17 protein-coding genes and 1 tRNA gene are annotated in these 21,629 nt (G+C 34.9%); 3 read left to right on the top strand and 15 right to left on the bottom strand.

What is annotated here, in order from left to right; translation table 11 throughout:
• The first annotated feature begins 112 nt into the window (after positions 1 to 112).
• Complete coding sequence (locus tag BAU28_RS19295; protein WP_071719607.1) at positions 113 to 673, top strand: DUF1836 domain-containing protein; 561 nt, start codon at positions 113 to 115, stop codon at positions 671 to 673.
• A gap of 34 nt (positions 674 to 707) precedes the next feature.
• On the opposite strand, the gene BAU28_RS19290 is transcribed toward BAU28_RS19295, so the two are convergent.
• The 3 genes from BAU28_RS19290 to BAU28_RS19280 all read right to left on the bottom strand — a co-directional run bounded on the left by BAU28_RS19290 (position 708) and on the right by BAU28_RS19280 (position 5,484).
• On the bottom strand, positions 708 to 2,498 hold the full coding sequence (locus BAU28_RS19290; RefSeq protein WP_071719606.1) for a S9 family peptidase: 1,791 nt from the start codon (positions 2,496 to 2,498) through the stop codon (positions 708 to 710).
• Between the two features lie 344 nt (positions 2,499 to 2,842).
• Complete coding sequence (locus BAU28_RS19285) at positions 2,843 to 4,288, bottom strand: DEAD/DEAH box helicase (protein WP_071719605.1); 1,446 nt, start codon at positions 4,286 to 4,288, stop codon at positions 2,843 to 2,845.
• A gap of 218 nt (positions 4,289 to 4,506) precedes the next feature.
• Positions 4,507 to 5,484 carry a lysozyme inhibitor LprI family protein gene (locus tag BAU28_RS19280; protein ID WP_071719604.1) on the bottom strand — a complete coding sequence of 326 codons (978 nt, stop codon included), beginning with the start codon at positions 5,482 to 5,484 and terminating at the stop codon, positions 4,507 to 4,509.
• 271 nt (positions 5,485 to 5,755) lie between these two features.
• Between BAU28_RS19280 and guaC the strand changes: the two genes are divergently transcribed.
• Both guaC and pepF read left to right on the top strand, forming a co-directional pair.
• Positions 5,756 to 6,739, top strand: coding sequence for a GMP reductase (gene guaC / locus BAU28_RS19275; RefSeq protein ID WP_071719603.1), 984 nt, complete (start codon positions 5,756 to 5,758; stop codon positions 6,737 to 6,739).
• A 134-nt stretch (positions 6,740 to 6,873) separates the two neighbouring features.
• Positions 6,874 to 8,691 carry an oligoendopeptidase F gene (gene pepF, locus BAU28_RS19270; protein WP_071719602.1) on the top strand — a complete coding sequence of 606 codons (1,818 nt, stop codon included), beginning with the start codon at positions 6,874 to 6,876 and terminating at the stop codon, positions 8,689 to 8,691.
• Between the two features lie 114 nt (positions 8,692 to 8,805).
• On the opposite strand, the gene BAU28_RS19265 is transcribed toward pepF, so the two are convergent.
• The 12 genes from BAU28_RS19265 to BAU28_RS19210 form a co-directional block, all read right to left on the bottom strand.
• Positions 8,806 to 9,684 (bottom strand): radical SAM/SPASM domain-containing protein, encoded by an 879-nt coding sequence (locus BAU28_RS19265; RefSeq protein ID WP_025146952.1) that lies wholly within the window; start codon positions 9,682 to 9,684, stop codon positions 8,806 to 8,808.
• Positions 9,685 to 9,843: 159 nt separating this feature from the next.
• Entirely contained in the window at positions 9,844 to 11,280 is a 1,437-nt protein-coding gene (locus tag BAU28_RS19260; RefSeq protein WP_071719601.1) for a WD40/YVTN/BNR-like repeat-containing protein, read from the bottom strand.
• A 299-nt stretch (positions 11,281 to 11,579) separates the two neighbouring features.
• Complete coding sequence (locus BAU28_RS19255) at positions 11,580 to 13,598, bottom strand: GAF domain-containing sensor histidine kinase (RefSeq protein ID WP_071719600.1); 2,019 nt, start codon at positions 13,596 to 13,598, stop codon at positions 11,580 to 11,582.
• Positions 13,599 to 13,727: 129 nt separating this feature from the next.
• Positions 13,728 to 14,207, bottom strand: a complete 480-nt coding sequence (gene rlmH / locus BAU28_RS19250) for a 23S rRNA (pseudouridine(1915)-N(3))-methyltransferase RlmH (protein WP_002174493.1) — start codon at positions 14,205 to 14,207, stop codon at positions 13,728 to 13,730.
• A 59-nt stretch (positions 14,208 to 14,266) separates the two neighbouring features.
• Complete coding sequence (locus tag BAU28_RS19245; RefSeq protein WP_001052827.1) at positions 14,267 to 14,452, bottom strand: CxxH/CxxC protein; 186 nt, start codon at positions 14,450 to 14,452, stop codon at positions 14,267 to 14,269.
• Positions 14,453 to 14,505: 53 nt separating this feature from the next.
• Positions 14,506 to 15,693, bottom strand: coding sequence for a S1C family serine protease (locus tag BAU28_RS19240; RefSeq protein ID WP_071719599.1), 1,188 nt, complete (start codon positions 15,691 to 15,693; stop codon positions 14,506 to 14,508).
• Between the two features lie 63 nt (positions 15,694 to 15,756).
• Positions 15,757 to 16,551 carry an MBL fold metallo-hydrolase gene (locus BAU28_RS19235; RefSeq protein ID WP_002174495.1) on the bottom strand — a complete coding sequence of 265 codons (795 nt, stop codon included), beginning with the start codon at positions 16,549 to 16,551 and terminating at the stop codon, positions 15,757 to 15,759.
• Positions 16,535 to 17,371 (bottom strand): two-component system regulatory protein YycI, encoded by an 837-nt coding sequence (locus BAU28_RS19230; RefSeq protein ID WP_071719598.1) that lies wholly within the window; start codon positions 17,369 to 17,371, stop codon positions 16,535 to 16,537. The genes BAU28_RS19235 and BAU28_RS19230 overlap by 17 nt, the downstream gene beginning before the upstream one ends.
• A complete protein-coding gene (locus BAU28_RS19225; protein WP_071719597.1) occupies positions 17,352 to 18,689 on the bottom strand; it encodes a YycH family regulatory protein in 1,338 nt (445 codons plus the stop codon). The genes BAU28_RS19230 and BAU28_RS19225 overlap by 20 nt, the downstream gene beginning before the upstream one ends.
• The gene (gene walK, locus BAU28_RS19220) at positions 18,686 to 20,521 is read right to left on the bottom strand and encodes a cell wall metabolism sensor histidine kinase WalK (RefSeq protein ID WP_071719596.1); all 1,836 of its coding nucleotides are present in this window, start codon (positions 20,519 to 20,521) and stop codon (positions 18,686 to 18,688) included. Before walK ends, BAU28_RS19225 begins: the two co-directional genes overlap by 4 nt.
• 3 nt (positions 20,522 to 20,524) lie before the next feature.
• Positions 20,525 to 21,232: a cell wall metabolism DNA-binding response regulator WalR gene (walR, locus tag BAU28_RS19215; RefSeq protein WP_002174499.1), complete on the bottom strand. Its 708-nt coding sequence runs from the start codon at positions 21,230 to 21,232 to the stop codon at positions 20,525 to 20,527.
• A gap of 282 nt (positions 21,233 to 21,514) precedes the next feature.
• Positions 21,515 to 21,587: transfer RNA gene (locus BAU28_RS19210), tRNA-Phe, on the bottom strand.
• Positions 21,588 to 21,629 lie beyond the last annotated feature (42 nt).

The raw sequence follows: 21,629 nt of genomic DNA, 5'->3' as shown, positions 1-21,629 counted from the left end.
ATACATAATGTTCATATAGGTCAACATTTACAATTCATTTGTTTCGTAATACCATATTTAAAGATATATCAAACATTAAGTTCCACCATGTTATAAAAGTGAGGGGTTCTACGTGGAAAATATAAATAAATTACTGGAAACATTACGTTTAGAAAAGAATATTAAACTTGAGGATATCCCAACTGTCGACTTATATGTAGACCAAGTTGTCCAACTATTTGAGAATACTTATGCAGATACAACGAGAACCGATGAGGAAAAAGTATTAACAAAAACAATGATTAACAATTACGCAAAAGGAAAATTGTTCATCCCTATCAAAAATAAAAAGTATTCAAAAGAGCATATGATTTTGATCAGCTTAATTTATCAATTAAAAGGAGCCCTCTCCATTAACGACATAAAAAGTTCCTTAGAAAATATAAATGAACCTTTAATAAACGACGCTACATTCGAATTAGATACTCTATATAAAGATTATCTTGCTCTAACTGAAACCAATGTTGAAAACTTTAAACACGACGTAACTAACCGTGTTACGGAAGTAAACGAGGTTTCTTCCTTAGAAGATCCAAGGCTAGAAAAGTTTTTATTACTAACATCTTTCGTGACTATGAGTAATATGTATAGACGTTTAGCGGAGAAGCTTGTTGACGATCTAAAAGAATCTTAAACAAATAAATGGCCCCCTAAGGGTGCCATTTATTTCATTTATGCTTTGCTAAAAATTCTGTTATACGACGATATACATATATCTCATTTTCTTTCTTTGAAAATCCATGCCCTTCATCTTCAAGTACAATGTATTCTACATCGACTTCTTTTCCTTGCAATGCTTGAAAAATTTGATCCGATTCTGTCTTTACAACCCGAGGGTCATTTGCCCCCTGAACGATAAGAAGTGGCTTTTTCATTTGATTCAAGTATGTGATTGGTGAATCTTTCATAAGCTTATCTTTATCTTTCTCAACATCACCAATAAAACTAACAGCAATTGGCTTCCATTCTTCTGGCATAGAGTCAATAAAGCTAAATAAACTACTAGGTCCAAAAAGATCAATGGCCGCCCGAAAATATTCTGAATGGCGCCCATAAAGTAATAGGGTCATATACCCACCATAACTTCCACCCATAACAAATAATTTATCTGCAGTTGAAATACCTTGTTCAAACAACCACTCTATTCCTGCTACACAATCTAAGCGTGGAGCCTCTCCCCAATCACCCTCGATCATTTTCGTAAATGTTGAACCATATCTCGTACTTCCTCTAAAGTTTGGTGCGAAAATATTATATCCTTGTCTTAATAAATATTGAAACAATGCAGTAAAGTCCTTTATCTCAGCCCATTGTGGACCACCATGGGGCCAAAATATTGTATATCCGTTTTGTACCTCTTCCTTCGCTCGAAATAATAATGCCTCTATATTTAATCCATCAAATGAAGAATATGTTATAACATCCGGTTCAACAAAAGAAGATTCATGTAGACCAATAACATAGTTTTTTGTCAACATCTCCCACTCTGTACTTTCATTTTCCTTATAATAAATGTTTGCTGTTTTCGTTGCACTTTCACCTAATAAATATAAATTTCCAGATTTAGAAATATCCATTTGTTTTATCGTATCCACTGGAGTATCTAATAGCATTAATTCCTTTGTACCCCATACAAATCTATATAACCTATCTTCAACACCTTTTGCTGTAACGATATAACCAGTTTTCGTTTCTTCATGCCATTTTATAGTGGATACTTCCTCATTCTCTATTTTACATATTGGTTTGAATTCCTGTTTATCCAAATCAAAAGAAGCCACATAAGAAAACTCTTCTTCATAATTTGTAACAAAAATCACTGTATTTTCATCGACATAGCAAATGGAAGTTATAATATGTTCTTTTTCGCTGGAGGGTACCATACAAATCAGTTCCTCTCCCTTTTTCACATATCCTACATTATATGTATTTCCATACGATTTTAAGACAATAAAGCTTGATTCATTTGGACTCACTGCACTCAAATATGTAGGTGTCTCTACGCCCGTACAAAGGAGAATATCTTCTTTTGTACGCAAATTATAACAGCGAGAATTAAAGAAGCTTGGGTTATCTTTACTCGTAACATAATATAATCGTTCTCCATCTTCTGTTAAATGTACATAATAATCCTTTTCTTTCTCTCCTGCTGGAATCAATTCAAGTAATTCTCCACCCTCTGGTTTTAATGCATAAATATGATAATTTTCATCACCATCTTTATCAAATCCAGCTAAAATAAATCGATTTAAAGGATCCACTTTCATAAAATTGCTTGATTGATTACAATATGTTAACGGATAAGGAGATAAGTTTGGTAAATCCATCGCCCATAAATTAGAATGACCATTTAAATTTGTACTGAAAATTAATCTTTTTTCATCTTCACTCACTGTAAACTTGCCAATACGATACGATCTAAAAAATTGCTCAGCATCTGCTTTTGGAAATTGAATCATCCTTCTTCCCCCACTCTATTTCATCTAAAAATTCAGACTTGCATATATATAAAAGTTCTTCATTTTCCTATTTATCCCTTTTCCTTTTTGATTTACTTCCACCTTCCGGTTCTCTTATTAACATTTCAAAATGAACTTGTAATAAATTATGTGAAGAAGTTTCTCAGACACCCTCTTTTGTTTTTAAATTTCACGTGCAAGGTCAACGGTTCATCATTGGAGCGAATATGGATATCCAATTTCCCTAAAATCCCCTGCTATCCTTATGCTCGTTTATTTATATGTCCACTTCTTTCGAATGAAACAAAAAAACTATCCACCTATTAAAGTGGATAGTTTTTTGTTTACTTAATTGCTTCATGAACCTTTAATTGTTTCCCTTTAATCGTTGTATTTTTCATGACCTTTAATACAAGCGGTCCTTTTCCATTTAATATTTCAACGTAAGAAACATTGTCTTGTATTGTAATGATACCTATATCTTCAGCTGTAACACCTTTAATTTTAGCAATTGTACCGACGAAATCTACCGCCCTAATTTTCTTTTTCTTCCCGCCATTAAAGTACAGTTTCATAATCCCTTTATTTAGGTCTGCATTTTTATCCTTCTTTATAATTGGTTTAGCATGTATTTTCTCCTCAAATACACCTTTCCCTTTCATAACTTCTTCTTTTGAAGGTGCATGCGCCCTTTGAATTTCAAAGCCGATGTACTCCTCAATTTCTTCTAAAAACCTATTTTCATACGGTGTTATGAATGTAATAGCTTTTCCGTTCTTACCAGCTCGTCCCGTTCTTCCTGTACGATGTACATAACTTTCCTTTTCTAATGGGATATCATAATTAATAACATGTGTAATATTATCAATATCAATCCCTCTCGCAGCTACATCTGTTGCTACTAAATAACGGAACTTTCCTTTTCTAAAATCGTCCATAACTTCAAAACGATCTTCTTGTACCATACCGCCATGTATTTTGTCGCAAGGATAATTGACACGTTTTAATTGTCTAAATACGTGATCCACGTTTTCTTGTGTACGACAAAAAATAATACAACTATCTGGATTCTCAATCGTTGTTACATCTTTAAGAAGTGAAAGTTTCTCCTCTTCTCTTACCTCAAAAAGGGTATGCTCAATTTTGTCTGTTGTAATCCCAGCGGCCTTAATTTCAATATGAGTTGGCGAATCCATATATGTACGAGATAACTTTTCAACATCTTCTGGGAGTGTTGCTGAAAATAGCATTGTCATTCGTTTCGTAGGTAATTCGTCAATAATTGCCTCTACTTGATCGATAAAACCCATATTTAGCATTTCATCTGCTTCATCAATAACCAAGTACTTCAGGCGCTCTAAAGAAAGAGTACCCTTTTCAATATGATCCAACACACGGCCAGGAGTCCCAACTACAATATGTGTCTTTTGCTTTAATTCTAATTTTTGGCGTGCAAATGGAGATTTACCATAAACCGCGGCAGCCTTAATTCTTTTAAAGCGCCCTATATTCGTAATATCTTCTTTTACTTGCACTGCAAGTTCTCTCGTTGGTGTTAATACTAATGCTTGTGGCTTATTCTCTTCCCACTCCACCATTTCACAAAGTGGTATACCGAATGAAGCGGTTTTTCCACTTCCAGTCTGCGACTTCACAACAAGGTCCTTCTTTTGTAAGGCAACTGGAATAACCTCTCCTTGTACCTCTGTTGGATGATTATATCCTAGACCAGTAAGTGCTCTTATTATTTCTTTACTTAATGCATGCTCTGCAAAGCTTTTTTTATTCATATATTAACCTCATTTTATCCTGTATTATTTTCTTTATTTATCTTTTCCTATCAATGAATCATCATATGCGTTATTATCACCTTATTCATTATACTTGAAAGCTCACATAAAAAGGCGAATCATTCGTGATTCGCCTTTTTATATAAGAATAAATAAGAGGATTTTCTATTCCAAAAAAGCTTTTAAGAATATAATTCCGTTATAAAAACAAACCTCTATCATTTCATATACTGCTCAACTAACTGATAACATCTTTCCCTCGTACTATTTGCCTTCGATGAAATAGTTGCTAACCCCGACAATGTTCCTTGCCCAGATTCATTCCAAGCCTTCTCTGCCTTTTGGTCTCGATACGTAATCCATTCACGTTGTTTCTCTCTTAAAGCGTTCATCTCACCCGTAGGAAGCTGCTTTTTCAAAACAGCATAAATCTCATTTAAGGCCTTATCCCACGCCTCGTATCTTTTTCCCTCTCCTTCCTTCATTTCAGTTGTAATCCCTTTCTCATATAAATAATCGAGTTTCTTCAAGCTCTCATCAATACTATTCAATTTACTAATATACTCTGCCTTTTGACCTGTAATAACACTTTCTTTCTTAGGCTCTTCTCCTTTCGGCTTTTCCTCATTTTTATTTTCTTCCTTAAGATTTCCATCCTTTCTTTTATCTTCATCAATCATCTTTGGCACACTCTGTGTAATTTGTTCATTCGCATTTCGATAATATACTTTAAATTGCTCTTTCCCTTGCGTTTCTCTAATAATTACGTTCAGTTGCTCTTTTACTTCCATAAACTTCTGTTGATTTTTCAAATCTTCCACTTTAGCAAGCATTTTCTTATACTTTTCTTCCTCATCTTTTTGATTAACTAAAACTTCTCGTTTCTCTTTTGCTTGCTTTGCTATTACTGAATTAGTAGGATTATTTTCAATTTCACTTAATAATACAATTGCTCGGTCTACATCACTTTCCTTTAATGCTTCAACCATTTTACTTGCTTGATTCATTTTCAGTTTTACTTCCCGATCATCCTTTTTTTCTTTTAGTGCCAACTCAAAAGACGCAACTGCTCTATCATATTCTTTATTTTCTAATGCTAGGTCCCCTTGTTTCTTTGCTTTCTCAAATGCATCATTATCGCTACATCCAACAGTAGCTAACAAAACGATTCCCATAATCAACATTAATTTTCTCATCGTATTCCCCCAGTCTCCTCACTTAAAATAAGAAGCATACATACAATCTTATGCAATTATCACAACTTTCCTTACTTTTTTATAAACGAACAATAAAAATAAAAAAGCAATTTAAATTCGTCTTTAACGTTATTTTCGAAAAATATTAGCTGATTTCCAAAAAAATGTTAAGAAAATCTTTGACTTCTTAATAAAAATGATGTAAATTATCCTATGGACGAACATTTTTAATTAATAAAAATAAAATATTCGTATTTTAGGGGTGTAAATGATGGAAAACGTATTTGATTATGAAGACATTCAATTAATTCCTGCAAAATGCATTGTAAATAGCCGATCTGAATGTGATACAACTGTCACTTTAGGAAAACATACATTTAAATTACCTGTCGTACCTGCAAATATGCAAACGATTATTGATGAAAGAATCGCAACTTATTTAGCTGAAAATAATTACTTCTACATTATGCATCGTTTCCAACCAGAGAAACGAATCTCATTCATTAGAGATATGCAATCACGTGGATTAATTGCTTCAATCAGCGTTGGTGTTAAAGAAGACGAGTATGAATTCGTACAACAATTAGCTGCTGAGCAACTTTCCCCTGAATACATTACAATCGATATCGCGCACGGCCATTCTAATGCTGTGATCAACATGATTCAACATATTAAAAAGCATTTACCAGAAAGCTTCGTTATCGCTGGAAACGTTGGAACTCCAGAAGCGGTAAGAGAATTAGAAAACGCTGGTGCTGACGCAACAAAAGTTGGCATTGGACCTGGTAAAGTTTGTATTACCAAAATTAAAACAGGCTTTGGAACTGGTGGTTGGCAGCTAGCTGCACTTCGCTGGTGTGCAAAAGCTGCAAGTAAGCCAATCATTGCTGACGGCGGTATTCGTACGCATGGCGACGTAGCTAAATCTATTCGATTTGGGGCGACTATGGTTATGATCGGTTCTCTATTCGCTGGTCATGAAGAGTCTCCAGGGGAAACAGTTGAAAGAGATGGAAAACTTTATAAAGAGTACTTCGGCTCAGCTTCTGAATTCCAAAAAGGTGAGAAGAAAAACGTTGAAGGTAAGAAAATGTTCGTTGAGCATAAAGGTTCTTTAGAAGACACTTTAATCGAAATGGAACAAGATCTTCAATCTTCTATCTCTTATGCTGGTGGAACAAAATTAGACTCAATTCGTACTGTAGATTATGTTGTCGTGAAAAACTCTATTTTCAACGGTGACAAAGTATATTAATTCTTAAATTTAACTCGAAGGACAAGCATTTTATGCTTGTCCTTTTTTTATGTATAAAACTGTTAAATATTTTCATTTAACTGAATTTTCTAGTATCATGTTTTTAAATACTTAAAATAAGGGGGATACATTAAATGAAAGATGTAATTGAGAAACGCCCTATTCGCGAAGAAGTTCCTACTGAACTAATATGGGATCTTTCTGATTTGTATAAGTCTGATAATGAGTGGCACACTGCATTAAATGTATTAGAAAATGATATAAAAAGACTCGATGCATTTAAAGGACAATTACATACTAATCCCGCCACTTTATTAAATTGCCTACTTTTAGAAGAAGAGCTTTTAATGAAGTTAACAAAACTCAGCACATATGCAAATTTAAAAGAATCTACTGATCGTACAGATCCAGTTATTCAAGCGAACTCTTCCAAAATTTCAGCTCTAGGTGCGAAAATGCATACTGCACGATCCTTTATTCATAACGAAATTCTTTCATTTGGAGAAGGAACGATTGAAAAATATTTAACTGAGGAAACAGAACTCGAACCTTTCCGTAAATCATTATTAGAAGTAATCAAAAAGAGACAGCATACTCTCTCACCTGAAACAGAGGAGGCCCTTGCTGCACTCGGCGAAGTTCATAGTTCCCCCTATAAAATTTACGGCATGACTAAATTGGCGGATATGGATTTCACTCCTATACAGGACGAACAAGGAAATGATTTGCCTGTATCATTTGCATTATTTGAAAGCAAATATGAATTTTCTCCAAGCGCATATATACGTAGAGAAGCATATTCATCATTTGTTTCCACATTGAAACGCTATAAAAATACAGTTGCAACAACATATGCTACTGAAGTAAAAAAACAAGTGACACTTTCTCGTTTACGCAAATATGAATCCGTTACTCATATGCTTTTAGAGCCTCAAAAAGTTCCACTTGAAATGTATAACAACCAACTAGATATTATTTATAACGAATTAGCACCTCATATGCGCCGTTTTGCAGATTTAAAAAAGAAAGTATTAGGGCTTGATCAAATGCTTTTCTGTGACTTACACGCACCTTTAGATCCTGAGTTTAATCCGACAATCACATACGAAGAAGCTGGTAAACTAATTCAAGAGTCTTTAAAAGTATTAGGAGCGGAATATAATGCTATTATCGAAAAGGGGTTTAAAGAAAGATGGGTAGACCTTGCAGATAACGTTGGAAAATCAACAGGTGCCTTCTGCTCTAGCCCGTACGGTTCTCACCCTTATATTTTGATTACATGGCAAAATACGATGCGCGGATGTTTCACATTAGCTCACGAATTTGGACATGCTGGTCATTTTTATTTAGCAAATAAGAATCAGCGTATTATGAACGTACGTCCATCTATGTACTTTGTGGAAGCACCTTCAACAATGAATGAATTACTATTAGCACAGCATCTACTCGCGACAAATGAGGATAAGAGAATGCGTAGATGGATCATTTTGCAACTACTCGGCACATATTATCATAACTTTGTTACTCATTTACTTGAGGGTGAATATCAACGCAGAGTATATTCCTTAGCAGAAGAAGGGCAAGCGCTTACTGCTACAACTTTAACTGACATAAAAACGAATGTCCTTTCTACATTCTGGGGAGATTCAGTAGAAATTGATGAAGGTGCTGGTTTAACATGGATGCGTCAACCTCACTATTATATGGGCTTATATTCTTACACATATTCAGCAGGCCTAACTGCATCTACCGCTGTAGCCCAAATGATTAAGGAAGAGGGACAGCCTGCTGTTGATCGCTGGCTCAATGTACTTCGTGCAGGTGGTACAATGAAACCACTCGAATTAATGAAACACGCTGGAGTAGACATGTCAAAACCAGATGCAATCCGTAAAGCTGTTTCTTATGTCGGTTCATTAATTGATGAATTAGAACGTTCTTATCAGGAATAAAGTGAAACTTTAATCAGTGGGGGTTTTGTCCATCCCCGCTGATTATTAGCCCACACCAATCGGGCTTTTGCGGGATAAAAATAAGCCCTCGCTTTATGAGGGCTTATTCTATATCTACTTTCCAAATCTTTTGCGGTATCCGCACTTTCTACATAATTCTTCTACCGCAACCCTTTTTGAAAATCCATCTACAATATTTTTCGCTCTATCGCCCTCAATAATATTAGAGAATGAATCATTATTAATATTCCCAAGATTAATAATCCCCTCACCATCTAAACAACAAGGAATAACAGTTCCGTTCGCTAAAATTCCAGCCTGATTACGTAAGCCATGACAGAAACCTTTTCCATCATCCTCTTCTTCATGTAATGCTGGCCACTGGAATTCATAATCTTGATTAATAAATACACGTTCCGCAATTTTTATACCTTTTCCTGGTGTAAGCTTCTCTTCAATTTTATAAGAAAGATCAAATTCTTTTTCGATAATAGATAATAGCTCTCTATTCCGCTGAATTTCAAGATTCGTTTTGTTGTCCTGAGTTAAATTCCATAATCTTAGCGAAACAATTAAATCCGATTGACTTGTCGCCTCTCTAATGAAAGAAAGTATGCTCCTTACATAGCCCTCTTTATCTTGCGATCCCGGGTGTCCATCAAAACTGTGCAGCGAAAAATTCATTTGTCTTAATGCAGGTTTATTTAACAATCTATGCCTTCTCTTATTAATTAACGTTCCATTCGTTGTAATATTAACTTTAAACCCCTTTTCATGGCTTAAATCTAATAATTGATCTATTTTCGGATGGAGTAATGGCTCCCCCTTCACGTGCAAATAAATGTAGTCTGTGTGAGGTTTAATTTGATCTAATCTTTTAGCAAAATCCTCCACAGAAATGAATTGCTTCTGCCTTTCCGTCGGCGGACAAAAGCTGCATGCAAGATTACATACACTTGTAATCTCCAAGTAAAACTTCTTAAACTTCTTCACCTTCAATTCCTCACTTCTCTAACTACTTATACTTTTTCCTCTTCATATTACAGCACATTTTTATGGAAATAGAAACATACTTATTTTAGGAAATCTACATACCACCTAGTAATGTTTAAAAGACCATCGGTGATTTTTATCCAATGATCTTTCCCACTATTAATTATCTTTAACCTCTTTTACATACTCCCATGTTTCACCTTGATTTTTTGATTGATAAAGTATACTACTATTACCATTGTAGTCTCCATCTGCTCCTTGCCCTACTAGCATGTTAAAAACTCCATCCTTCTCATAAGGCAGATTAGGAAAATCAAACGGATTTATTACCTGTCCACTTTCTAGTTTCACTTCATAATTCGTATAGCTCACCTTTTTAAAAGTTATACCACCATCATCTGTACGGTATAGCCTCCCTTCATTGCCAGAGGGTCTGGCTGCCCTTAAAAATCCGAGCTTTTCATTAAAAAAGATGATTCCTGATGCACTACCAACCGCTTCATTGAACGGGTCCTCATTTATAACTCCCCATGTTTCCCCACCATCAATTGTCTTGCTTAGGGAATAAAAGGTACTCCCTAATGCTTTATCTGTAACATCTAGTTTATAACCCACTTCTTTTGAAAAGTAAAATTGCTCATTATTATTAGTTAAATCCTTCTTTTTCTTTTTAGAACTACTTTCCTTACTCCAATTTGGGTCACCTAGTAAATTATATCTAGCAGGTACTATCTCTTTCTCTTTTCCAGGGATAAATATAGATACCGTATATCCAATTATTTCGGATTTTGCTTCTTCAAGCTTCTCTAATTTCCCATCTTTATTAATATTAATAATTCCTTCTCCATTGTAACCCCAGTTCCTTTTCCCATAATAAACCAGCCCATACTTATCTTCATTCCACTTACTGACAGTTTGTTTAACTGGAATAGCTTGAACTGTTTTAATTAAAGGTTTTACTAATTTATCTTCATTATAATCAGCGTTAACATACCCATTTAATCCTACAAAAATATCTTTTGATTTATTTTTATTATAAGATATTAAGTAGCTTTCCTCTTTTCCAGCAGCATTTTTTCCATAAAGAAAAGTATCAAATGATATAATTGTTCCATCTGATTTAAATTCCAAAGTAAAATCATCCGACATATATAACTTCTTTGGCAAAGTATATTTCTTATTTATATCTTCAAAAATACCCTCTACACCATACTTATATATATTATCACGCTCAAGTTTAACTGATCTTTCGTTTTTTACGCTTTCTATAAACCATGCTAGTTTACCACCATAATTCGTTGCACTTTTATAAATTTTCATCCCATAAAAAGACGTTATAAAGATAAGGATGATAACGGAAATGTATTTCCATCCCTTTACATTTAATAATTTGGACGATTCACGTTCCCTATTTTTTATAACTTTAATTGTAGTAAATATAATGATAAGTATTAAAAATGCTATAGATAATAACCAAATATAAATATTATTATTGATTCTTCCATACATACATAATAAAGCTAACTCATAGCAAAAAATCCAGTATACGATTATTACTAATGGATTTTTTAGTAATGATATAAGTATTTTTTTCATATTTCCCCTAAGTATGTTAAGCCCCCCTAATTACATCTAATACTTCTTTTCTCCTCTATTGAGTATACTTGATTTTACCAAACACTTGCATATCCCTATATTTATTGTACATTTTCATTACGTAGCAGTTACATCTAAAATTATAAAGTGCGTATAAAAAAGCACTCTATCCTGTAAAGATAAGTGCTTTTTTTCTTGATCATATTTTTTATTCAATATGTTAATACACAAAGCAGTATTAACTTTCGATTACTATCCACTATTTATGATACGGTTCACCGTAACTAATCTAAATGAGGTTATTTTTTATTATTTTCATAATTAAATTTAACAAAAAAGGTAGTGCCTTCCGATCCTGTTTGAATTTCTATTTTTGCATTATGGCGGGCGGCAATAGCATAACATACACCTAATCCCAATCCAGTTCCATTATCTTTGGTCGTGTAAAATGGAGTACCCAGTTTCTCTAATACTTCAGGCTTGATACCTTTTCCTTGATCCTGTACTGCAAGCACCGCACAATTTTGACCTTCCTTGTAGGTGCTAATGGTTAGAACTTTCTCTGTGCTCATCGCTTCTAAGCCATTACGGTATAGGTTTAGTAATAATTGTCGTATCTCATTACGGTTTAAAAGTAATTCCGGAATGTCATTTGTATCGACTTGAATATATTTATTTTGATTATACGTATCAATCTTTATTAAAGGAATAATATCGTGAATAATTGAATTTAAATCTAACATCTGCAAATCTGATTTCCTTGTATTACCCATTGAGAGAAATTCAGTAATAATAGAATTGGAACGGTCAAGTTCTTCAATCATTAAATTAAAGTACTTATTATGGTTCTCATAGCTGTTCTCTTCTTTTAATAACTGCAAAAATCCTCGTACTGTTGTCATTGGATTTCTAATCTCGTGGCTAATACCTGCTGCCATTTGCCCTATTAACTCTATGTTGGATAACCTTTTCAATTCCTGTTCATATTGCTTTTTTTCCGTTATGTTTTTAAAAATACAACAAATACCATCATCATACGGGTATGCAATAACTTCGTGCCAATATTCATCAGGGGTAAGAAGAAATTCGAAATGAACTGTAGTTCGCTCTGACCTCGCACGATGAAATTCCTTATACATAACTGTGTCGACGCTAATCGGGAAAACTTCCCATATATTCTTGCCTAATACATCTTTTGCTGTTTTTCTTTGTGGTAAATATTGATGCTTATTTACGTACGTAAATTCCCATTTATTATTCAAAGTAAAGAATCCATCCGTAATACTTTCAATCACACTTATAACTTTTTCATTAGCAACAGCCAGTTCTCTCGTTCGCTCTTCCACCATGCTTTCAAGTTGATCCATATATAACAAGTTTGAAAACGTAGGAGCTGTGGCATCAACGATAGATTTTGCCAGTTGAATTTGGGAATTATCGTAATTGTGAGCTTTTCCCTCTTTGCCAACGACGATTATCCCTAATACTTCCCCCATTGAAACCAATGGAATCATCAGTAGACCCTTACTATCTATATTTTTTGTTTGAATAACCTCTTGGATCTTGGCTTCATAGCTTTTCTCCATCCAATCCGCTTCTGTCCAATCACAGTCCTTGCTTAACTTCGTCGTTTTAATCGTTGTTTTGTCTAGCGGGTCTAAAAGGTGGGCAGCCATGTTTTTACTCTCTAAAATCTGTCCTAAGTAAAAAAAACATTTATCAAAACTCTCCTGTATCGAGGAACACATTGATAAATCACGGGTAACATTTAGTAACAGCTGCTTCTCGGCGATAAGGTTTTCCTTTTGTGTTAAATTATTTGCGTTTTGAATTGCGACCGCAGCCATATTTACATAAGCTTCAACACTTTGAATTTCTGAATCTGTTAGGTTCATTGGAGTTCCATAATCAAATAAAAAAACCAGACCAAATAACTCTTGCCCAAATGAGATAGGCAGGACTAATAAGGACTTAATTTTGAACGCATCAACTGATCTCGGATCTGGCCGATGATCCTTTGAGGTATCAGGGATATAGATGGTTTTCTTGGTTTCAATAACTTCTTTTGCCAGTAAGTCTATTTCAGGATCAATTACCTGAGTATCGAGCGTTACGCCATTTATGGTCTCTGGTTTTCCTGCAAACCCTCTAAATGTTCCATCTTCCTGGGGTAAATAAATTCCAACAGCGTTGCATTGAACAATCTCCTCTGATATCGCCATTGTTACACGCTGCAATACTTCACGTAGTTCTAATTTTGTATTTATTATTTTTGTTATATTCGCGAGCCTAGAATATCTCGCCTGATCACTTAACATTCACATAGCCCCCAATTATAGGCATAATAAAATAAACATGATAATATCAGTGAAAATCAAGACCAACCTGCCATTTTCGATTTTCTCCTGTATTCTTTTCTTACCCTTGTTTTACATAGAATACCTCACTTACTTATGATACGGTTCACCGCGATTAATCCGAAACGCCCTATATACTTGCTCAAGCAATACTAGACGCATTAATTGATGTGGTAATGTCATCTTTGAGAAAGAAAGAGATTCGTTTGAACGCTTCATTACTTCTGAGCTAAGTCCAAGTGATCCACCAATTACAAACGCTACTTTACTCTTTCCGTATGTTGCAAGACGATCTAGACTTGCTGCAAACTCTTCTGATGATTTTTGTTTTCCTTCTATAGCTAGCGCAATGACATGCGTATCATCAGAAATTTTATCCAGTATACGTATACCTTCTTTTTCTTTTACAATTAACATTTCTGCTTCACTTAAATTTTCTGGTGCCTTTTCATCCGGTAATTCAATTACTTCTACTTTTGCATAAGAAGATAATCGTTTTAAGTATTCTGCTATACCTTGTTTCAAGTATTTTTCTTTTAATTTTCCGATTGAAATAATCGAGATATTCACATTTATTCCCCACCTTACAAACACGTTATCCACATAACTTATCCACATATCCACAAATGTTACCCACATATTGTGTGAGAATCTGTGTTCGATACAACATATGTCGCCTCATTTTGACAAAATTCACATGTTTTCTTCTCTTTTTCAGAGTTATCCACATTGTTAATAACTGGCGCAACTTCACACTCATCCACAATGATATCTAGTGCTAATTCAACGTGTTCTAAACAACAAGGTAAATTCATATTCCTCACCTCACTTTTCTACAATAGAAAACAGGAGGTAGGCCCTCCTGTTTTTAATACTTTTGAATGCCTAATTTCACCGTTGTTGTCGCTCGTTTTGTGCCACGATAAAACGTAAGAGTCATTTTATCGTTAATTTTTTTATTATATAAGGCCGTGCGGAACCCAATAATATCTTGCACCGGTTTTCCATCTACCGCCACAATAACGTCATGTTCTCGCAAGCCAGCATCCGTACCTGGCGAAGGACTTTTCACATCTAAAATGCAAACTCCTTCCGTTACGTTGTCTGGTAAATGTAACGTTTTTGACCAATAATAATTCGGAATCTCGTTTAATGATCTTAGTTCAATTCCAACATAAGGTCTTTTTACTTTACCGTATTTCTCAAGTTCATTCATAACAGGGACGGCTCTTGTAATTGGAATAGCTAGTCCAATTCCTTCTACTTCTTTTGCTGCAATTTTCATTGAGTTAATGCCAATTAATTGTCCTGCTGCATTTACAAGTGCACCACCACTATTACCTGGATTAATTGCCGCATCTGTTTGCAATACTTCTACTTGCCAATCGTAATGTCCATCTTGATTTAAATCTACAGGAACAATACGCTCGTTAGCCGAAATAATACCTTGTGTGACAGTCCCAGAAAATTGTAATCCTAGTGGATTTCCAATCGCAATAACCGGCTCTCCTCTACGAACAGTATTAGAGTCGCCAATTTCAATCACTTTTTTCACATACTTCGCATCTATTTCTAGTACTGCTAAATCTGTGACTACATCGGTTCCTAATACTTTACCCTGAACCTTCTTACCGTCACTCAGGCTCACTTCAATACGATTCGCTCCAGCAACAACGTGGTTATTTGTTACAATATAAGCATGTCCATCTGTCCTCCTATAAATCACACCAGAGCCTGTACCCGCCTCTGAATCCGCCTCTGAAAAATCATCTCGCTGAATATTAATAACACCAACAACTGCTTCAGACGCACGATCAACAGCATCTACAAAGCTAATCTGTTTAGCTGGAACATTTCCAGCTTGGGCTTGAGCCATATTTTTTCCACTTGCTTCAGCTTGTGGAAGCGTACCTGCATGATTCGAAAATAAAGGGGCTCCAAATGCGAATAATGAAGCCCCTACAATTGTTCCCGCTATGCTAGAAACTACAATACCTTTACGCTTCTTTTTACCCGCACGTTTTATACGATATTTTTCTTCATCAATAAAGGACATATTTGTTCACCTATCTTCCTAAAAACAACTATATTCACCTTTATTGTTTACTAAAATGAAGAATTATACGTATTGAATTTTCGTAGGCATTTTCGGGTCTGTATCATGTATTTCAAAAGATTCTCCAACGCCAAAACCTTTTTCTTCTAATACTTGTGATACAGACATACGCGCTAATTCTTTCATGTTATTATCTAAGCTTAAATGTGCTAAATAAATATGTTTTGTCTCGTCTGTAATAACATCCGCCATCGCTAATGCGGCGTCCTCATTACAAACGTGACCTACATCACTTAATATACGTCGTTTAATGCTCCATGGATATCGTCCCATACGAAGCATTTCAACATCATGATTACTTTCAAATACGAAAGCATTCGCTCCCTTAATAACACCCTTCATACGATCACTTACGTAGCCAGTATCTGTAATAAGAGCTAACTTTCTATTATTATTATGAAAAGCGTAAAACATCGGCTCTGCTGCATCATGAGAAACACCAAATGATTCAACTTCAATATCGCCAAATGTTTTCACATCCCCAACTGAGAAAATAAATTTTTGATCAGTTGGGATATTGCCTATTAAGTGTTCCATCGCATTCCATGTTTTCTCGTTCGCATAAACAGGTAAATCATATTTACGTGCCAATACACCTAACCCTTTAATATGATCACTATGCTCATGTGTTACAAGAATACCTGATATGTCATTTATATTCAGTTCAGCTTGTTTAAACAAAGCCTCTGTAGCTTTACCACTTAAGCCTGCATCGACGAGCAATTTTTTTTCATCCGTTCCTACATATAACATATTCCCTGTACTTCCACTTGCAAGTACACTAAACTGCATGCTCATTCTTTCTCACTCCATTATATTCTTCAGGCACTTGATTTTCGCCTAATTCCATGACTTGTCCTTCAATTGCATTCACAAAAAAGTCCTTTTTTTGCTCTGTCTTTAAGTTCCATGTTGGGGCAAGCACTTGTATATTAGAAGAAGACTCTGCAAGAGTCGCATATCCGACCTGCGCCTCTTTCACATGCGTATTGTCCGCAATTTTATTTTTTAAATATAAATTCACTAAAGCCGTTTGAGCAGTAATGATTTCTTGCTCTTTCGTTTTTTCACTTTCGCCCATTTCCTTTAAATCCGTTAACATCGTTTGTGTATACGAAACAAGCTCATTCTTTTCATTTAAATCCACAACGATCATCGCACGCTCATTGTAGAAAATTGGTTTATCTTTATACTTTTGAAAGAAGTAAATTTTTGAGTCCTTTATTGCTCCAAACTCATATTTTTGTCCATCTAGCACATAATTTTTCAAAAAGTCATTATACTTATCTTTTGACAATGATTTCGTATTTAAAAAAGGCTCTTTTAATTTACTCTCTATTTGATATTCGCCTTGCAAGTGTGCCGTTTGATTTTTTAAAGATTGCACATCCTCTTCTTTGAAAGCCTTATTTTTCGCCATTATAAGTGACTCTTTTTTCGGTTCTTTAGGAAAATTCCCCATAGTAATTTTTTCAGCTTTTAATTGTTGATCGATCTTTGTTTCCGCCACAAGCTCCAATTGATTACTACCTTGCTTTTGAATGAATTGAAAAATAAGAAAGAGGTCTAAAACAAAAAAGGTCACAATAAATATCGTTTTAATTCGATCCCAATCCATTTAGTCCCCCCTCACTCCACTCAAATATTTGTTGCTTACCTTCTTCATCATATTTTACATACCATATCGGCTGTAAAATACCCATTTTCCCTGCGTTGATGGAAGGTTCCAATGATAATTTATAACCAATCCCAACATCCTGAATTGAATTTTTGTCAATTTCCGGATTATTTTCTAATGATGTCATCACCGTATGACCTGATGCAAGAGAAGTTGTTGGTTGTTTATTCGGTAAACTGAAACTTAAATTATAAAGAGGTCTTTCATACTGCATGACTTCACCTGAACCCCACGCTTGTTTTAATTCAGCGATTCCATCTGCATTAAATACAGGCAAGCCGCCTTCATATAAACGGAATGAAGTTTTCCCCTTACTAATGTAATCAAAACGATAAAACTTTAAAGTGCCACTATGCCCACTTACAAAGTCAAAACTTTTTTGTAAAATTATTGCATTATCTGTAGTTTTATCGCTATGTACAGCGGAGTTTTTATATTTCAACATTGCATTCGACTTATCAATTTCCATAGAACGGATACCATCCGTAAATGTTTCCTTTGTTTTCTCAGAAATAGGACTTAAATAGCGTGGATCACTAAATAAAGCATTTTTAAACGTATCCACTTCTAGTTTAGATGTAATATACTCTACCTTACTTAATTCCGTAATCCCATCTGGTAAAAAAAGTTTTTTTGTATCATTTATTTGATATTCAAAATATGGTCTTGCTACTGTTATAAGTTGATTTTGAGCATTCAAAATATCCTTCACGTAAGCACCAGTCAATGTCGCTTGATATATTTTACGAGAAGTATCATAGGAAACAAAATTAACTTTAATTTCTTGATCCTTGCTTCGAGAAGGGTCAATTATAATACGATTAAAACTTCTGTTACTTTCTATGTTTTTATCTTTAATATTAAACATACTTTTAATCGTATCCAGTGGGATATTTGTAGGGAAAACAAATTCAATTTTTTCTTCTCCGTGTACATAAGAAAGAAAATCACCTTTAGGAACTGACCCTGTTATCTCCCTAAAATCATGTAATTCTCCATTTTCAAGAATTTTATAAATTGAATCCACATTTTCCTTATTTTCGCTCACATAATGATTTTTCTCTTTATGAATAATGACAGAAGATGGGCGAACAATCTCCGAAATCTTTATTGGATTTATATCTTCGTTACCTTGAACGAATTTTGTGTTTTGCATGGAAGTAGAATCAGGAACATATGTCCATAGGTTAAAAGTAAGAAATAGGCTAATGACAACTAAATTAATTAGAACTATCGTTTTAAAGTTTTCCATGCTCATTCCCAATCGTCCTCTTCATCTGCCGCCATTGGCAATGTGAAATAAATAGTTGTCCCTTTTCCTTCTTCACTCTTCGCCCAAATCGAGCCGCCATGTGCCTCAATCATCTCTTTCGCAATAGCTAACCCAAGGCCTGTACCACCCATCTGTCTCGAACGCGCTTTATCCACACGATAAAAACGTTCAAAGATTTTCTCTACATTTTCTTTCGGAATTCCCATTCCTTGATCACTCACACTAATTTCTAATAACTCCCCGCGATCACGTAGGCGATATGTTACTGTGCCACCTTCCGGTGAATACTTTAATGCATTGGAAATAATGTTATATAAAACTTGTGTAATTTTGTCCGAATCCATATCAATAAATCGAGATTTCTTAGAGAAAGATCGTTTGAAACTTACATTTTGCTCTTTGGACATTTCAAAGCGATCGATAACATTGTTAAAGAAGTCAGTAAAGTCGACAAACTCCTTCATTAAACGATGTTCTGTACTATCTAGTTTAGATAGTTGTAACAATGCATTTACAAGCCTGATCATTCTTTCTGTTTCCTCTTGTGTAACCGTTAAAAATTGTGGTGCAATATTCGGATCTTGCCATGCTCCATCAGTAAGTGCTTCTAAGTAACTGCGCATCGTCGTTAACGGCGTTCTTAACTCATGAGATACGTTTGCAACAAACTCACGGCGCTCTCGTTCTATGCGCTCCTGCTCTGTTACATCATATAATACAGCAATTAAACCATTTGCCTTCCCTGTTTCTTTTTGAATAACAGAGAAACTAGCACGTAAAATATACGGTTCATTTCTCGTACTAAAGTCTAATAAAACTGAATCGGGTTCTTCATATAAATGATCCAGTGTAAATTCTTCTTGTATCCCTAGCACTTCTAATACCGATTGATCTAGCGCTGTTTCACGCGAAACATTTAACATTTTTTCCGCAGGATCATTTAATAAAATAATATCCCCTTTTCGATCAGTAGCGATTACCCCATCTGTCATATGTGATAAAACAGATGATAATTTTCGTCTTTCACTTTCTGTTGAGGAACGAGCTTGTTGTAATTTTTTAGATAAATTATTAAAAGATAATGCTAGTTGTCCAATTTCATCATGACTATGCACCTTTACTTTTCGCGAATAATTTCCTTTCGCCATTTCAATTGCTTGTCTTCGCATATCTGAAATTGGTCTCGTAATTGTTTGAGCCAATAAAATTCCAAGTACAGCTGTTACTAATAAGGCAATTACTGTCCCCGTTGCAAAAATTTGATTTATATCCTTCATTTGTTTATACACATCTTCCATAGATGCAACAATATGAATGACGCCAAGTACCTCTCCGCCTGGTTCTTTTAAAATAGGCGTAATCATAACTTGAACTCGATGGCCTGTCTGTCCATCTTTCTCAATCTTTGACTCTGGTTTCTTTTGTACCATTACCCGTTGTACAGCTCTATCTGTTGACATTCTTCCTACCTTATTTTGCTTAGACGCGTCTGAAATTGCCATCAATTTTCTATTGGCGTCAATTACACTTACTTCTTGAATGTCTTTCTTACGGTCTGATGCAAATTTTTGAATCGATTCCTTAATAGCCTTATCTACTGATTCTGTTTTAGGACGCTCTTTTACAAACTCTTGCTTCAAGTTATAAGAAAGTAAGTTTGTTTGCTGCGTTAAGGAATCTTGAAAACCTTTTACAAGGCTTTTTTCTAATTCCCTGACGAAATATACGCCAATAACTTGCATCGCTATTAATATCAATAGCATATATATAAGCACAAATTTTAAATGAATAGATTGAAAAAAACCGACTTTCTTCATATACTATTCCTGCTCTGGGTCACGCAAGTAATACCCTACCCCACGTCTAGTTACAATTAAAGTAGGGTGACTTGGATTATCTTCAATTTTTTCACGTAAACGACGTACCGTTACATCCACTGTACGTACATCTCCAAAATAATCATAACCCCAAACTGTTTGCAATAAATGTTCACGTGTCATAACTTGTCCTAGATGCTTCGCTAAATAATGTAGTAATTCAAATTCGCGATGTGTAAGTTCGATGCTTTCTTCACGCTTTGTCACACTATAAGCATTCGGATTAATAACGATTGGTCCAATAACCATTTCAGTATTTTCTTCTTTTTCTGCTGCACCACCCTGCTGATGGCGACGTAAATTCGCTTTCACACGCGCAAGCAACTCCCTCGTGCTAAATGGCTTCGTTACATAATCATCTGCTCCAAGCTCAAGCCCTAATACTTTATCAATTTCAGAGTCTTTTGCTGTAAGCATAATAATTGGCATTTCTGAGCTTTTACGTATTTCACGACATACCTCTAAGCCATCTTTTCCCGGTAACATAATATCTAATAAAACCATATCTGGCTGTTCTTCATTTGCCTTCTCAATTGCCTCATCACCATCATGCGCCATTACAATTTCAAAACCTTCTTTTTCTAGGTTAAACTTTAAAATATCTGCAATCGGCTTTTCATCGTCAACTACTAAAATTTTCTTTCCCATCATCGTCTATTTCCTCCTTATAAAAATATGGTCAATAATCCTTAAACACACTGACGTTTATATAGTATGTCCCTATATGACCGTACCCTTTGTTTAAGTATTTTCTCCTCTATTCTCATAGACCCATGTATGATCCACTTTTACACGGAATCCTATACGATCTATAGAAAAACCTCTAGCTTCAACTGCTAGAGGCTCCTCATTCTATTTTAAAATAACTACTCAATTTTGTAAAATTACATAAATAAAAAGGATATTAAGTGGGCCCACTTAATATCCTGAGAGTGGCTCGGGACGGAATCGAACCGCCGACACGAGGATTTTCAGTCCTCTGCTCTACCGACTGAGCTACCGAGCCAAAACTATATATAAAACCACTAATGGTGGTATAAACAAAAGT

The sequence above is a fragment of the Bacillus paramycoides genome, from assembly GCF_001884235.1.
Lineage (GTDB): Bacteria > Bacillota > Bacilli > Bacillales > Bacillaceae_G > Bacillus_A > Bacillus_A paramycoides.
Note: the sequence above shows the minus strand (reverse complement) of the source record. Positions and strands in the feature narration are given on the sequence as shown.